A 14,267-nucleotide genomic window follows, 5' to 3' on the forward strand; every position below is an offset into this window, starting at 1 on the left:
CCCGGCAGGGTGTGGTGCCGGGCCACCGTCGGCCGGTCGCCGTCATTCAGTCGCCGTCATTCAGCGGCTGTCGTTGCGCTTCTCGAGGCGGGTTCCCTCGCGGAGGGTGATCGACATCAGGTCGCTGGGGGCGTCCAGTTGCAGGCGGTGCCAGCGGCCGCGGGGCACGATCACGGCGGTGCCGGCCTGCAACCGCACCATGTCCTCGGCCTCGCCGGGGGTTTCGGGGCGGAGGTAGAGGCGGACGCCGCCGGTGAGGCAGCACACCGCTTCCTCCGCCTGCGGGTGCATCTCCCAGTGGTCGGCGTGGACGTCGGCGTCGGTCTCCACGTGGAACGTGGCGATCTGCCAGGCATCGGAGTCGCTGCTCGCCATCCGGCGTTCGGCAGCGCGGACTTCGCCGTCGGGGCGGAAGTGCAGGGCCGAGGCGAACAGGTCGATCGCGGTGGTCGTCATGACGGAGTGCCTTCCATCTGATTCTGGGCGGGGGCGGAGGACTGCGGTACGGGGGTGGCCGCCCTGCGGCCTGGCAGTACGGCGACGGCCACGACCGCCGCGAGGACGAACACGGCCGCGGCGAGGGCCAGGCCGAGGGCGTAGCCGTCGTTGAGTGCGGCGGGGCCGGAGGCAGTGCCGGTGCGATGTGCGGCGACGGTGGCGAGGGCGGCCAGACCGATGGAGCCGCCGAGTTGGCGGGAGCTGTTCATGAGGCCGGAGGCCGTTCCGGCTTCGCGCCGCGCGATGCCGGTGGTCGCCGCGGCGGCGACGGGCGCGAGGACGAGTCCCGCGCCGACGCTGGTGACGAGGGAGGGGCCGAGCACGTCGGTCAGGAAGCTGCCGTCGGGGCTGATGAGGGCGAACCAGGCCAGGCCGGACGCGGCGAGCAGGGCGCCGGGCACGAGGGACGCGCGCGGGCTGCGGGTGGCGGTGAGGCGGGTGGCGAGCACGGTTCCCGCGATGAGGCCCAGGGAGAAGGGCAGGAACGCGGTACCGGTCGCGGCGGCGCTCATGCCCAGGACCTGCTGCATGTAGAGGGACACGAAGTAGAACGCCGTGAACTGTCCGGCGGCGGCCAGGAATACGAGCACGTTCGCGCCGGCGACCCAGCGGCTGCGGAGCAGGCCCAGGCGCAGCAGGGGTGTGGTGGTCCGCGACTCGACGAGGACGAACGCGGCGAGCAGTACGGTCGCGGCGGCGAGGGTGGCCCAGGTGGTCGGGGAGGTCCAGCCGAGGGCGTCGGTGCGGACGACCCCGAGGACCAGCAGCCCGACGCCGCCTGTCGCGAGGACCGCACCCGGTACGTCGAGCCTCTCACGTCGGTCGGCGCGCTCCGCGTCGGCGGGCACGGCGGCGAGCGCGAGCGCGAGGGCCACGGCGACGATGGGCAGGTTGATCAGCATGACCCAGCGCCAGCCCGCGTACTCGGTCAGCAGTCCGCCGGCCAGTACGCCCAGTGCTCCGCCCGCGGCGTTCACCGCGCTCCACACTCCCAACGCCCTGACGCGGCGGGGACCTTCGGGGAAGGTCGTGGTGAGCATCGCGAGCGCGGCCGGTGCGGCTGCGGCAGCGCCGACGCCCTGCCCTGCGCGTGCGGCGATCAGCTGCCAGGGTGCGTGGGCGAGCCCGCCCGCGAGCGAGCACAGGGCGAAGACGCTGAGCCCGAGGACGAACATCCGGCGCCTGCCGTACAGGTCGCAGGCCCGGCCGCCCAGCAGCAGGAGTCCGCCGAAGGTGAGGGCGTACGCGTGCACGACCCACGACAGGTTCAGCGGCTCGAAGTCAAGTGCCGTCCGGATCGCGGGTAAGGCGACGTTGACCACCGACATGTCCAGGGCGACGACGAACTGGGCGACGGCAGCGGCCGCCAGCACCGCTCCGGGTCTCTCCCGAGAGTTTCTATACATGTATAGAAACATAGCGCCGAGGTTCTCCCTTGTCGACGCCTGAGGAATGATGGGGGGCATGTCGCAACCGTCCGCACCGCGCAGAACCCCTGGCCGACCTCCCCGTATCTCCCGCGAGGAGATCATCCGGACAGCACGCCGGATCGTGGACGAGGAGGGCGTCGCGAAGCTGACCATGCGGCGGCTCGCCTCGGAGGTCGGCAGTACCCCGATGGCCCTCTACCACCACGTCCGCGACAAGGAGGAACTCCTCGTCCTCCTTCTGGACGACTACGCCACCCGGACCCTGCGCCGGCCGGAACTGCCCGCCGACCCCCGCGAGCGGGCCGTCGCGGCCGCCACCGCGATCCACGAGGCGCTGGCCGCCTGCCCCTGGATCGTGGAGGTGCTGACCGCCGACGACCTCATGTCCACGAGCGCGCTGTGGTTCGTCGAGCAGATCGTCGACGGCCTGGCCGAAGCCGGCCTCTCCCCCGAGCGGGCCGTGCACGGCTACCGCGCGATCTGGTACTACACCGCCGGGGAGATCGTGGTCCGCACGACAGCGGCCCGACGCCGCACGGATGACGACCGCGCGACCTACCGGGAGCAGGTCTTCGCCGGCCTCGACGCGGACGAACTCCCGCGTCTGGCGCAGGTGGCGGACCGCTGGGCACCACTGACCGCCACGGACACCTACCAGGACGGCCTCAGGGCCCTGGTGCACGGCCTCCTCGCCGCCCGACCCGCGTGAGCCAACGGCCGCCGCTTCACGTCCGATTCGTCCTCGGCACGGCTAATTTGCGGCGCCCCGCGGGTGCTGAGCCGCACTGATGGCGACAAGCTCGACCTCGAAGCCGTCGACGTTCTCCAGGTAGGCGGCGTAGTGCTGCGTGCCGCCGGCATGCGGGTGAAGCTCGGGGAACATCAGGGTCCAGCCGTTGCGGGACGCGTCGGCGGCCAACTCCTCGACGCCTGCCGAGTCCTTGACATGGAAGGCCAGATGATTCAGCCCGGGCCGACGCCGGTCGTACTCGTCCGCGGTGAGGCCCGGGGACTGTTCCAGGACGACGTAGGTCGGCCCCAGCGACCAGCTGCGGCCGGTGTCCCAGCTCTGCGAGACCGCGTAGCCCAGCGCCTGGAACAACCACCCCAGTGAGGCAAGGGCACGGTCGAGATCGGGAACCCAGATCTCGACGTGATGCAGCGCGCCATGACTCGGCCGGTTCACGCAGCTGGGCTCCTCCCGCTTGTTCGGGCCCGGTTCTCGAGCCGGGCGCCGGAACGGAACATCGCGGCGGTGACACTACCGCCGATGAAGTCTCTCGCTCATCCGGTGGCGGACGCTCAGCCCTGAAGACTTCGCGTTTCGGATTGCGGTCGCGGGTGCCCCGATGCCCGTGAGACAACATCCGTCCGTCGAGGCGTCGTGGAATCATGGGCAGATGTTCGGGACCGGCAGCCATGAGGATGAGCGAGCGCTTCGGTGCGAAACCGAGCGGGTTGTCAACGAAGTCGCGCAAGAGATCCGTACGTTGGACGAGGGAACATCCTGGTTCTCCGCCTTGTCTCCGGTGGGACGGCGGGCTGTACTGCAAGAGGTCGCCGGGTACGCGATGCAGGCGCACATCACTGCGGCCGACGGGCGTGAAGGCGTTGCCCGATCCGGTGTGAAGGCCACGGCCAACCCTTCGGTGATGATTTCCATGGAACCGCCCCGCTACGGGTTCGCAGGCCTCCCAGCCGACGAACACGTCAAAGCGTTCCGTATTCTCGTCTCGGCGTTCTCGGTCGCGGACACCCGCCGCAGGCAGAAATATTGCCGAGGCGTTTGCGGACACGACTGGCACAACTTGCCTCCCCGGTGAAGGGCCGTGGGGACGCGCGGCAATCGACTGTCGGAGGCTCGGAGAGGAATCGGGAGCAGTGAGTCGATATTTCTCGCTGGTCTGTGATGATCCGTCTTGCGACGTGATTCTGACGGACTCCGGTCCTGAGCCGATCGATGTCGTGAAACTGCTGCACAGGCGCACGGGGCTGAGCCTCTGGGGCGCCAAGTCGCTCGTCAGCCGACTTCCCGCGACCCTGGTCAGCAACGTGTCCGTGGAAGTCGCCGACGATCTGGTGAATGAGCTCCGTACGGTCGGCGCTTGTGCGCACGCCGAAGTGCTGCCGTAGAGGAAGGGCTGTTGGGGGCGTGGGAATGCGACGGGTGGCGAAGGGGATCGGCGAGTTTCTGATGGAGACGGTCGGGGAAGCCGTCGCCGAGGTGATCCTCACTCTGCTCGCCTGCGCGCTGCTGCTAGGCCTGCTTCTGATCGCCTACCTGAGCTGGTCGTTCAGCCCGCGCCTGACGGTGGCGGGTGCCGGGCTGTTCTGTCTGTTCCTCGCGCACGGCGCCTGGAGCGTGTTCCGTGACCCCACGAAGGGGCGTCGGCGGCGGGGCTTCGCCGCCGTGACGGCGGCCGGCTTCACACTGACCGCCGCGACAGGCGTGTTCCTCCTGTTCTACGGCACCGAGTGCAGTTGCCTGTGAAGTGCTGCCGAAGGTTGACACCCGAGAGCCACGCTCCTGCGGCACCCACGGAGCGGAATGCCCGCTACTCGACCGGCCGCCCCGTCCCGAGGCGCTCCGTCGCAGGCGTCGTGCCGTGCGCCACGCCCGCGCGACGGTCACCGTTACGCTCTCGGCCGTGACAGAACCTGGGGCGGGCGCGGGGCAGGCGGGTGCATGGCGGGCCGAGGTCGTGGAGCGGCGGCGGTCCGTGGGGCCGTGGCGGTTTCCGGCGCGGGAGGTGTCGGCGCGGCGTGACGGACCGCGGATCGAGACCGCGGTCGGCTCGGTGACCTGCGTCGACGACAGCGGGCGGATCCGCTGGACGCATCGCTGCGTGGGCCGGCCCAATGCCGTGCACCTCTCCGGCGACCGGGCCCTGGTGACCACGGACTCCCTGGAGTACACCCCCTGGGGCATGCTCGGCCCAGCCCTGCTGCTCGACCTCGCCGACGGCCGCCTGGTCGCCGAGCTGCGGGGCGCTCGCGGTGCCGCGCGCGGCGGCGGCCGCTTCCTGCTCGGGCTGGAGGGCTACGACCTCTTCGACACCTGGGAGTACGACCGGGACGGTGACCGTACCGACGCCTGGCGCTCGTACGGTCATTACGTCGTGGGCACCGGCGTGCGGGTAGTCGAGGCCGACCGGAATCTGCCCACGAAGGGCCGGGTGGTGCGTCTCCTGCCCGGCGGCGTGGTCCGGCCCGGACCGTCCCTGTCCGACCCCCAGCCGCCCGAGCCGCTCGTCCTGCGGGACGGCACGATCCTCGTCCTGGACGGCGCCCGTCTCCGGTCGGTCGACCGTGACCTGCGCAGTCGTACGCTCGTGGAGATCGAAGGCGAACTCGGTCTCGTCGCCGCTCCGTCCGGCGCGCGCGTCCTGCGGTCGCTGCGGCGCAGTGGCGAGCAGGTGACGGTCATGGTGGGCGAGCCGCTGCCCGACGACCCCACACGCTTCACGATCCATACCTGGACGATCGTCCTGCGACCAGTGGGGCGCTGAACCAGCCGCACTCACTGCCTAGTTCGGGGTCACCGCCCTGTCAGCAGGTCTCCGATCGCCGCGATGCCCGCCGTGACGGCGCGTTCGCCCACGTCGCCGAATCCCAGGATCAACTGCGCCGGCCTGGTCGCGTGCGCGGCGCGGCAGGCGCTCATTCCGTAGAGGCCGACGGACCGGGTGCGGGCGGCGGCGACGAGGTCGTGTTCGTCGGCCTGTCCGGGCAGGTGGGCCACCGCGTGGAAGCCTGCCGCGAGGCCGGTCACCCTGACGTCGGGGGCGTGTTCGGCGAGGGCTGCGACCAGGGCGGTGCGCCGTGCCGCGTAGGTCGTGCGCATGCGGCGCAGGTGCCGGTCGAAGCGGCCGGACTCGATCATGGTGGCGAGGGCCAACTGGTCGAGGGTGGGCGCCCCGCGGTCGTTCAGCCGCTTGTGCTCGATGATCGATTCGGTGAGCGCGGGCGGGCACAGCATCCATCCGATGCGCAACGCGGGCGCGAGGGACTTGCTGACGGTGCCGAGGGAGATCACGCGGTCGGCGGCGAGTCCCTGGAGCGCGCCCACCGGCTCGCGGTCGTACCGGAATTCGGCGTCGTAGTCGTCCTCGATGACGACGGCGTCCCGCGTTCTGGCCCACTCGATGAGGGCGAGGCGGCGTTCGGGTGCCAGGGCGACGCCGGTGGGCCACTGGTGCGCGAGGGTGACGACGACGGCGCGCGCACTCGTCGCGGCGAGTGCCTGGACGTCGATGCCGCGCTCGTCGACCGGTATCGGGATCGCGGAAAGGCCCGCCGCGGCCGCGGCGGAGGAGATAGTGGCCGGTGAGCCGGGGTCCTCGTACGCCACGGTGCGGATTCCTGACCTGGCCAGGGCGTGCAGGGCAAGGCCGAGGCCCTGTGCGTACCCGGAGCAGACGACGGTCCGTTCCGGGTCCGCATCGGCGGCGCGCACCCGCCGCAGATATCCGGCGACGACCTCGCGCAGCGCTGCGCTGCCGCGCGGGTCGCCGTAGTCGAGCGCCGCCGTCGGCATGGTGCGTGCCGCCTCGCGCGTCGCCCACAGCCAGTCGGCGAGGGGGAAGCCGCTCAGGTCGGGGACGCCCCACCGGAAGTCGGCCAGCAGCCGTGGCGGCTCCGGGGCCGGTGCCGTGGGCGCTGCCGGGACGCCCGCGCCGGCCGCCACGCGGGTGGCGGAGCCGACGCGGGTCACGAGGTAGCCCTCGGCCTGGAGTTGGGCGTAGCAGTCCTGCACCAGGCCGCGTGAGAGTCCGAGGACCCGGGCGAGTTCGCGTGAGGACGGGAGGCGTTCGCCGACGCGCAGCCGCTCGGTCCGGATCGCGTCGCGCAGTCGGCGTTCCAGTTGGGACCGCAGGGGCTCGCCGCTGTCCCGGTCGATGACCAGCAGCAGATCGGGAGAGAGACCGGACCACTCCAGCGGCATGAAATCGGATCTTACCGGTGGGCCGCTCGCTCCTTAGGTTCGTCGTGTGACCAGAAACGTCAACTCCCCAGCCAAGAGCGCCGGTTCGCGGCCGCCTCTGCTGACGCGGCCCCTGCTGCTGCGCTTCGTCTCGATCGTCGGCGCCTCGACGGGCTTCTTCCTGCTGTTGTCGGTCGTCCCCCTCTACGCGGAGGAGTCCAACGGGGGCCGCGGCAGCGCGGCGGGGCTCGCCACGGGCGCGCTGATGCTGGCCACGGTCGCGGGTGAGCTGGCCACTCCCCGGATCGTCGCCCGCTTCGGTTACCGCCTGACGCTGGTGGCGGGGCTGTTTCTCCTCGGTGCGCCCGCGCTCGTGCTGACCGTGTCCGGGAGCACGGCGTGGATCACGGCGGTCTGCGTCGTGCGCGGTCTGGGCTTCGCCTGCACGGTCGTCGCGGGTGGCGCGCTGACGGCGTCGCTGATCCCGCCCGAGCGCCGGGGCGAGGGGCTGGCCCTGGTCGGGATCGTGTCCGGGGTTCCGTCGCTGGTGGCCCTGCCGTTGGGGGTGTGGCTGGTGGCGCACGTGGGGTACGGGCCGGTGTGCGTCGCGGGCGGGGCGGCCGCGCTGGCCGCGATCGTCTCGGTGCCGGGCCTGCCGGACCGCGAGCCGGACTCGGGGCCGTCGATCGGTGTGGTGGCCGGCCTGCGGACGGCCGGCCTCCTGCGGCCCGCGATCGTCTTCGCGGCCACCACGCTCGCCGCCGGAATCGTCGTCACGTTCCTCCCGCTCGCCGTCCCGTCGGCTTCCACCGGTCTCGTCGCCGCGGCCCTGTTCGTCCAGTCCGCGGCGTCGACCGCGGCGCGCTGGGTCGCGGGCCGGCGCGGCGACCGGCACGGTCCGGCCCGCCTGGTCCTGCCCGGCCTGGTCGTCGCGTCCGCCGGAACACTCCTCGTCTCGCTGACGCACAGTCCGGTCGCGGTCGTCTCCGGGGTGGCCGTGTTCGGGATCGGCTTCGGGATCACGCAGAACGCCACGCTCACGCTGATGTACGCGCGGGTCCCCGCCTCCGGTTACGGCACGGTCAGCGCCCTGTGGAACTTCGCCTACGACGCTGGCATGGGCGTCGGGGCCGTCGGCTTCGGGCTCCTCGCGGGCCGGACCGGATACCCGTGGGCCTTCGCGCTCACCGCCGTGCTGATGCTCACCGCGCTCGCCCCGGCCTGGCGCGACCGCCGGACAGAGGGCGCCCTGCCCCGGCGTTGACGAACGGACGCGCGCCCATCAGAGCGTCGCCCTCGACGCGACGCGCCCGGGACTCCCCGTTTTGTCCGCACCAGGCCACCTCTCCCGTCGCACCAGCTCGTGCACGCGTCTTGCGGAGCGGGCGATTCTGCCAATAGAAAGGAAAGGTTCCTATCAGTGAGTGGTCCGGATAGGGACGCACGGTTCAGAGTTCCTCAGCTCGTCCAGCACGGTTCCGCACCTTCATGCAGCCCCGAACTCCCCTGCCGGGTCCGCGAGTCCGCCGGCTTCACGCCGCTCGCGCGAGACGCACCCGGCCAGACGAGAAACCGGAGAAGCACATGCCACTCCCCACTCCGCGACGGCGTTCGATGCCGTCCGGATCGCGGCATCGCACCCCCGTCCACCGACGCCGGCGCAGGACCGGCTTCAGGATCGCCCTCGCCATGGTCCTCGCCGCCGTCCCCGCGGTGATTCTGCTGAACACCAGTCAGGCGGCGGCTCCCACCGGGCTCGACGACCCGGTGAAGAAGGAGATCGCCATGCGCCTGGTGTCCAGCGCCGAGAACTCGTCGCTGGACTGGAAGGACCAGTTCGACTACATCGAGGACATCGACGACGGCCGCGGGTACACCGCCGGCATCGTCGGGTTCTGCTCCGGCACCCACGACATGCTCGACCTCGTCGAGTACTACACCGACCAGGTGCCCGACAACCCGCTCGCCGAGTACCTGCCGGCCCTGCGCGAGGTCGACGGCTCCGATTCGCACGAGGGCCTCGACCCCGGCTTCACCGACGCGTGGAAGGAGGCCGCGCAGACCTCGCAGTTCCAGGCGGCGCAGGAGCACGAACGCGACCGCGTGTACTTCGACCCCGCCGTCTCCCGCGCCAAGGGCGACCACCTGCAGGAGCTGGGCCAGTTCGCCTACTACGACGCGATCGTGATGCACGGCCAGGAGGGCTTCGACTCCATCCGGGACGCGGCGCGCGCCGAGGCGGACACTCCGGCCGAGGGCGGTGACGAGACCACGTACCTCAACGCGTTCCTCGACGCCCGCGTGACGGAGATGAAGAAGGAGGCGGCGCACGAGGACACGAGCCGGGTGGACACCGCGCAGCGGGTGTTCCTCGACGACGGGAATCTGCGGCTCGACACGCCCCTGTCCTGGCACGTCTACGGAGAGCCGTTCGAGATCACGTCGGACCCCGAGCCGGGCACGTCCCCGACCCCCTCCCCCACCACCACTGGTGAACCCGGCGGCGGGGACGAGCAGTTGATCTCCCGCGGCAGGCCCGCGACCTCGTCCTCCGACGAGGACTCGGCGCTCACCGCCGGCCGCGCGGTCGACGGCGACCCCGCCACCCGGTGGGCCAGCGAGGAGGGCTCGGACCCGCAGTGGCTCCGTGTCGACCTCGGAGAGAACTCCACCGTCTCCCGCGTGAAGCTGCTGTGGGAGGCCGCGTACGCCAAGGGCTACCGGGTCGAGATCTCCGCCGACGGCACCTCCTGGAACCAGCTCGCCGTCGAGGCGAACGGTAACGGCGGCACCGACGAATGGACCGGCCTGAGCGGCAAGGGCCGCTACCTGCGGGTCTACGGAACGGCGCGCGGCACCGCGTACGGCTACTCACTGTTCGAGGTGGAGGCCTACGGGACCACCGGCGCGGGCCCCGGCCCGACCGACCCGCCGACCGACCCGCCCGCCGGCGCGTTCACCGTCGTCGGCGCGGGGGACATCGCCGACCGCTGTGACCAGGGCGACGCGGGCTGCCAGCACTTCAAGACCGCCGACCGGGCCGAGGCCATCGACCCGGCCTTCTACCTCACACTGGGCGACAACCAGTACGACGACGCTCACCTCGACGACTTCAAGAACTACTACGACAAGTCCTGGGGCCGCTTCAAGGCGAACACCTACCCGGTGCCGGGCAACCACGAGTCGTACGACGACTACGAGAACCGCGACGAGAAGGCCTACCGCGAGTACTTCGGCTCCCGCGCCACCCCGCAGGGCAAGATGTGGTACTCGTACAACCGCGGGAACTGGCACTTCGTCGCGCTCAACTCCAACCGCTTCGACGAGCGCGAGCAGCTCGACTGGCTCAAGGCAGACCTGGCCGCGAACGGCAAGAAGTGCGTGGCCGCGTACTGGCACGAGCCGCTGTTCAGCTCCGGCGACCACGGGAACGTGCCGGTGAGCCGGCCGGTGTGGGAGCTCCTCGAGTCGTCCGGCGCCGAGCTCGTGCTCAACGGCCACGACCACCACTACGAGCGGTTCGCCCCGCAGACCCGGGACGCGAAGGCCGACCCGAACGGCATCGTCGAGATCATCGGCGGCGCCGGCGGCAAGGATCTGTACGGCGCGGGCGACACGGTCCAGCCCAACAGCGCGAAGCGCATCTGGGACAAGTTCGGTGTGCTGAAGCTCGACTTCACCGACACCGGGTTCCGCTCGCAGTTCGTCGGCACGGACGGAACGGTGCTCGACACCAGCCCCACCTACTCCTGCCACTGACCGGCCGCCACCAGTGCCCCGGGCACGTCCGTGAGCACGGGCGCGCCCGGGGCGCCTCCCGGGAGTTCACATGTATCTCGCCGCCGGCCGGAGCGGTCCCCCCTCGACCGTCCAGGCCGCCCCCGAACGCCCCGCGCGCCGCACCCGTGTCGCCTCCACGGTCCTCGCGCTCGGCGCGGTCAGCCTGGTGACCGACATCTCCTCCGAAATGGTCACCGCGGTCCTCCCCCTCTACTTCGTCCTCCAACTGGGGCTCAATCCACTGCAGTTCGGGTTCCTGGACGGGCTGTACAACGGAGTCTCCGCCGTCGTCCGTCTGGCCGGCGGGCATCTCGCCGACCGCCGGCAGCGCCACCGGCTCGTCGCCGGGGCCGGCTACGCCCTGTCCGCCGTGTGCAAGCTGGGGCTGCTGTTCGCCGGCGGCTCCACCACGGCGCTCTCTGCGACGCTCGCCGCCGACCGGGTCGGCAAGGGCGTGCGGACGGCGCCGCGCGACGCGATGATCTCGCTCTCCTGCGCCGAGCGGGACCTCGGCCGCGCCTTCGGTGTGCATCGCGCGATGGACACGACCGGTGCGCTGCTGGGCCCTCTCGCGGCGTTCGCGCTGCTGTGGCTCGCGGTGGACGCGTACGACGTCGTGTTCCTCGTCAGCTTCTGCTTCGGCCTGTTCGGGGTCGTGCTCCTGTACGCGTTCGTACCGGCGCACCCGTCACCCGCGGCCGCCACGTCCCGTCCGTCCGACCTGCGCGCGGCCCTCCGGCTGCCCGCGGTCCCCGCGTTCCGCCGCGTGCTGGTCGCCGCCTCCCTGCTCGGCCTGATGTCGGTCGGCGACGGCTTCCTCTACCTCGTCCTCCAGAAGCGCCTCGACCTCGACACGGTCTACTTCCCTCTGCTGCCTCTGGGCAGCGCGGCCGTCTACCTGCTCCTCGCCGTCCCCGTCGGCCGCGCGGCGGACCGGCTCGGGCGCCGGATCCCCTATCTGTGGGGCCACTTGGGGCTGCTCGGCGTCTACCTGGTCCTCTTCTCCCCCGTCCCGGGATGGCCGCTGACGGTCCTCGTGCTGGTCCTGCTCGGCACCTACTACGCGGCCACCGACGGAGTCCTCATGGCCCTGGGCGGCCCGGTCGTCCCCGAGAAGCAGCGCGCGGCCGGTCTGGCGCTGCTGCAGTCGGGACAGGCGGTCGGGCGGCTGCTGGCGTCGGTGCTGTTCGGCGCCGCGTGGACGCTCTGGAGCATGCAGGCCGCGCTGGCGCTCGCCGCCGCCGGGCTGACGGCCACGCTCCTCCTCGCCCGTTTCCTGTTGCCCGCGCACCCGACGGAGTCCGCATGACCCCCACGCTGTCCCCGCGCGCCCGGGTGGGCGCCGTGTCCCTGGCCGCTGTCGTCCTGGCCACGTTCGCCGTCGTGTACACGGTCCGGGCCGCCGATCGCGGCGGGCCCGCCACCGGGTCTTCGCACGTCACCCTCGACAACACCCCCGGCCTGTACGTCCGTACGGCCGACGGGAAGGTCGCCGCGCTCAGCAAGGGGGGCGCCCGGGAGACGGCGCTGTCCTGCCGCCGGTTCTACGCGAGCGGCACCGGCGCCGTGTGCCTCACCACCAAGCCCGGGATCCCGCCCCGGACCCAGGCGATCGTCCTGGACCGGTCGCTGCGTCCGCGGCGCACGGTCACGTTCGGCGGGACACCCAACCGGGCCCGGGTGTCGCCGTCCGGGCGGATGGTCTCCTGGACGGTGTTCGTCACCGGAGACTCGTACTCCGGCGGCTCCTTCTCCACCCGCAGCGGGATCCTCGACACCCGGACCGGCTATCTCGTCAAGAACGTGGAGACCCTGCAGCTGACCCTCGACGGCCGGCGCTACGCCGCGTCCGACGTGAACTTCTGGGGCATCACGTTCGCCCGGGACGACAACCGCTTCTACGCCACGGTGGCGACGCGCGGCAGGACGTACCTGGTCGAGGGCGACTTCAAGGCCTGGACGGCGCGTGCCCTGCGGGAGAACGTCGAGTGTCCGTCGCTGTCGCCCGACGGCACCCGCGTCGCGTACAAGAAGCGGGTGCGGGACAGCGGCTCGGACCCCTGGCGGCTGCACGTCCTCGACCTGAAGACGCTGCGCGACACCGAGCTGGCGGAGACGCGCAGCGTCGACGACCAGGCCGCGTGGCTGGACGACGGCACCGTGGCCTACGCCCTGCCCGGGCGGGCGCGCGGCTCTTCGGACGTCTGGTCCGTACCCGCGGACGGCACGGGCGAGCCGGTACGCAGGGCCCGCGACGCCTCCTCGCCGAGCATGAACGCGGGCCGATGAGACTGTCCCGGGCCCGGAGATGAGGCTCGAAGGTGCAGGTCAGGAGGGCCGGAAATCAAACGGCGACCGGGCGTTAGCGGCGTGGCGACGGCACGGCGACGGCTCACGGCAAGGTGAGGGTCGCAAGGAGTCCATCGACTCGGGCCCGACCGGAAACCTGAGGTGCGCCATGGGGACAGGCCCGATCGGCCGGCGGCGCGGACCCGGTCGTGCCTCGTGGCGGCTGCCGGACAGGCACGGGTGTCCGGCAGCCGCCGCACCGAGGGAGACGTCAGGCGCCGCACCGAGGGAGATGTCAGGCGAGCGACGCGGCGCGGGCCGGGTCGAGGGCGTGCTGGAGCGGCTCGCCGAGCGTGAAGCGGCGGACCTCGTCGAGCACGAGCTGACCGAGGCGGTGGCGCTCGGCGCCCAGGGCGCCCGCGATGTGCGGGGTCAGGACGACGTTGGGCAGCGTGAACAGCGGCGAGTCCGGGGCCGGGGGCTCGGGGTGCGTGACGTCGAGGACGGCGGTGAGATCCGGCCTGGCCCGCAGGACCCGTACGGCGGCCGGTTCGTCGATCAGGGCGCCGCGCGCGGTGTTGATCAGCGTCGCGCCCGGTTCCAGGGAGTTCAGCAGGCTCTCCCCGATGGCGCCTCGGGTCGCGGGCAGCAGCGGGGCGTGGAGGCTGACCACCTGGCAGGTGGCGAACAGTTCCTCGATGCCGACCAGCCGGACGCCTGCCTGCCGGGCGGTGTCCGGCGAGGCCGCGGGATCGGTGGCGACGACCTCGACGTCGAAGCGGGAGAGGTGCCCGGCGACGAGACGGCCGATGTGGCCGAGTCCCCACAGGCCGACCCGCGCCCGGTACCCGCCCGCTACCTCGGGGTCGCGCGGGAACCGGCGGCGCTGCGCGACGTCCCGGGCGATGCGGTGCGCCTGCTTCAGACCGAGCAGGACCTGGGCGAGAGTGAACTCCGCCACCGGGACGGCATTGGCCGCGGCGGCCGAGACGATCGGGATGCCGCGCGCCCAGAACTCGGGAGTGGTCAGGTGGCGTACGGACCCCGCCGCCACGAACACGGCGCGCAGCCGGGGCGCCTGCCCGAGCAGTGCGGCGTCCAGGACGGGCGCGCCCCAGCCGGTGAGCAGGAGGTCGACGTCGCTCAGAACGCCGGGGGCGTCGGCGAGTTCCTCTCGCGTGAGCGGCGGTGCCTGCCAGTGGACGAGCCGGCCGAGGCCGGCGGTCACCTCGGGCGGATAGACGTCCGCCCGGCGTTCCTTCTCCATGACCAGCAGAGCGGTGGGGGCGGTGGCCGGTGCGTTCATGCCGGGCGGGTCTCCTTCGGCGGATCCGGAAGGCGGGTGG

The 14,267-nt window shown here is 72.0% G+C and carries 14 protein-coding genes and 1 pseudogene; 10 read left to right on the forward strand and 5 right to left on the reverse strand.

Annotated elements, in window-relative coordinates:
- Positions 1-60 precede the first annotated feature (60 nt).
- Positions 61-456: a cupin domain-containing protein gene (locus IAG42_RS01135; RefSeq protein WP_188335103.1), complete on the reverse strand. Its 396-nt coding sequence runs from the start codon at positions 454-456 to the stop codon at positions 61-63.
- Positions 453-1,904 carry an MFS transporter gene (locus IAG42_RS01140; protein WP_188335104.1) on the reverse strand — a complete coding sequence of 484 codons (1,452 nt, stop codon included), beginning with the start codon at positions 1,902-1,904 and terminating at the stop codon, positions 453-455. The genes IAG42_RS01135 and IAG42_RS01140 overlap by 4 nt, the downstream gene beginning before the upstream one ends.
- A gap of 58 nt (positions 1,905-1,962) precedes the next feature.
- Here IAG42_RS01140 and IAG42_RS01145 point away from each other — a divergent pair, with 58 nt between their 5' ends.
- On the forward strand, positions 1,963-2,637 hold the full coding sequence (locus IAG42_RS01145; protein ID WP_188335105.1) for a TetR/AcrR family transcriptional regulator: 675 nt from the start codon (positions 1,963-1,965) through the stop codon (positions 2,635-2,637).
- 42 nt (positions 2,638-2,679) lie between these two features.
- Here the strand turns inward: IAG42_RS01145 and IAG42_RS01150 are convergent, their stop codons facing one another.
- Positions 2,680-3,114 carry a VOC family protein gene (locus IAG42_RS01150; protein ID WP_188335106.1) on the reverse strand — a complete coding sequence of 145 codons (435 nt, stop codon included), beginning with the start codon at positions 3,112-3,114 and terminating at the stop codon, positions 2,680-2,682.
- A 214-nt stretch (positions 3,115-3,328) separates the two neighbouring features.
- On the opposite strand from IAG42_RS01150, the gene IAG42_RS01155 reads away from it, so the two are divergent.
- The 4 genes from IAG42_RS01155 (at position 3,329) to IAG42_RS01170 (ending at position 5,437) form a co-directional block, all read left to right on the forward strand.
- The gene (locus tag IAG42_RS01155; protein WP_188335107.1) at positions 3,329-3,751 is read left to right on the forward strand and encodes a DUF5958 family protein; all 423 of its coding nucleotides are present in this window, start codon (positions 3,329-3,331) and stop codon (positions 3,749-3,751) included.
- A 58-nt stretch (positions 3,752-3,809) separates the two neighbouring features.
- Positions 3,810-4,061 (forward strand): ribosomal protein L7/L12, encoded by a 252-nt coding sequence (locus tag IAG42_RS01160; protein ID WP_188335108.1) that lies wholly within the window; start codon positions 3,810-3,812, stop codon positions 4,059-4,061.
- Positions 4,062-4,086: 25 nt separating this feature from the next.
- Positions 4,087-4,419 (forward strand): lysine transporter LysE, encoded by a 333-nt coding sequence (locus tag IAG42_RS01165; protein ID WP_223206345.1) that lies wholly within the window; start codon positions 4,087-4,089, stop codon positions 4,417-4,419.
- 157 nt (positions 4,420-4,576) lie between these two features.
- Positions 4,577-5,437, forward strand: a complete 861-nt coding sequence (locus IAG42_RS01170) for a hypothetical protein (RefSeq protein ID WP_188335110.1) — start codon at positions 4,577-4,579, stop codon at positions 5,435-5,437.
- Positions 5,438-5,466: 29 nt separating this feature from the next.
- On the opposite strand, the gene pdxR is transcribed toward IAG42_RS01170, so the two are convergent.
- Positions 5,467-6,873 (reverse strand): MocR-like pyridoxine biosynthesis transcription factor PdxR, encoded by a 1,407-nt coding sequence (pdxR, locus tag IAG42_RS01175; RefSeq protein ID WP_188335111.1) that lies wholly within the window; start codon positions 6,871-6,873, stop codon positions 5,467-5,469.
- Positions 6,874-6,919: 46 nt separating this feature from the next.
- Between pdxR and IAG42_RS01180 the strand changes: the two genes are divergently transcribed.
- The 5 genes and pseudogenes from IAG42_RS01180 (at position 6,920) to IAG42_RS01195 (ending at position 12,921) form a co-directional block, all read left to right on the forward strand.
- Positions 6,920-8,116 carry an MFS transporter gene (locus tag IAG42_RS01180; protein WP_223205797.1) on the forward strand — a complete coding sequence of 399 codons (1,197 nt, stop codon included), beginning with the start codon at positions 6,920-6,922 and terminating at the stop codon, positions 8,114-8,116.
- 350 nt (positions 8,117-8,466) lie between these two features.
- Positions 8,467-9,291 (forward strand): annotated as a pseudogene (locus IAG42_RS37905) (chitosanase); the annotation flags it as partial.
- Between the two features lie 78 nt (positions 9,292-9,369).
- Positions 9,370-10,611, forward strand: a complete 1,242-nt coding sequence (locus IAG42_RS37910) for a discoidin domain-containing protein (protein ID WP_223206346.1) — start codon at positions 9,370-9,372, stop codon at positions 10,609-10,611.
- A 70-nt stretch (positions 10,612-10,681) separates the two neighbouring features.
- A complete protein-coding gene (locus IAG42_RS01190; protein ID WP_188335113.1) occupies positions 10,682-11,941 on the forward strand; it encodes an MFS transporter in 1,260 nt (419 codons plus the stop codon).
- Positions 11,938-12,921 (forward strand): TolB-like translocation protein, encoded by a 984-nt coding sequence (locus IAG42_RS01195; RefSeq protein WP_188335114.1) that lies wholly within the window; start codon positions 11,938-11,940, stop codon positions 12,919-12,921. Before IAG42_RS01190 ends, IAG42_RS01195 begins: the two co-directional genes overlap by 4 nt.
- Positions 12,922-13,216: 295 nt before the next feature.
- Here IAG42_RS01195 and IAG42_RS01200 read toward each other — a convergent pair whose 3' ends face one another.
- Positions 13,217-14,227, reverse strand: a complete 1,011-nt coding sequence (locus IAG42_RS01200) for a hydroxyacid dehydrogenase (RefSeq protein ID WP_188335115.1) — start codon at positions 14,225-14,227, stop codon at positions 13,217-13,219.
- Positions 14,228-14,267: the final 40 nt, after the last annotated feature.

Source organism: Streptomyces xanthii (genome assembly GCF_014621695.1).
In the GTDB taxonomy this organism is placed as follows: Bacteria; Actinomycetota; Actinomycetes; order Streptomycetales; family Streptomycetaceae; genus Streptomyces; species Streptomyces xanthii.

Coding starts and splice junctions, on each gene's coding strand:
- IAG42_RS01135 (WP_188335103.1), bottom strand. CDS start 456: ATGACGACCACCGCGATCGACCTGTTCGCCTCGGCCCTGCACTTCCGC.
- IAG42_RS01140 (WP_188335104.1), bottom strand. CDS start 1,904: ATGTATAGAAACTCTCGGGAGAGACCCGGAGCGGTGCTGGCGGCCGCT.
- IAG42_RS01145 (WP_188335105.1), top strand. CDS start 1,963: ATGTCGCAACCGTCCGCACCGCGCAGAACCCCTGGCCGACCTCCCCGT.
- IAG42_RS01155 (WP_188335107.1), top strand. CDS start 3,329: ATGTTCGGGACCGGCAGCCATGAGGATGAGCGAGCGCTTCGGTGCGAA.
- IAG42_RS01165 (WP_223206345.1), top strand. CDS start 4,087: ATGCGACGGGTGGCGAAGGGGATCGGCGAGTTTCTGATGGAGACGGTC.
- pdxR (WP_188335111.1), bottom strand. CDS start 6,873: ATGCCGCTGGAGTGGTCCGGTCTCTCTCCCGATCTGCTGCTGGTCATC.
- IAG42_RS01190 (WP_188335113.1), top strand. CDS start 10,682: ATGTATCTCGCCGCCGGCCGGAGCGGTCCCCCCTCGACCGTCCAGGCC.
- IAG42_RS01195 (WP_188335114.1), top strand. CDS start 11,938: ATGACCCCCACGCTGTCCCCGCGCGCCCGGGTGGGCGCCGTGTCCCTG.
- IAG42_RS01200 (WP_188335115.1), bottom strand. CDS start 14,227: ATGAACGCACCGGCCACCGCCCCCACCGCTCTGCTGGTCATGGAGAAG.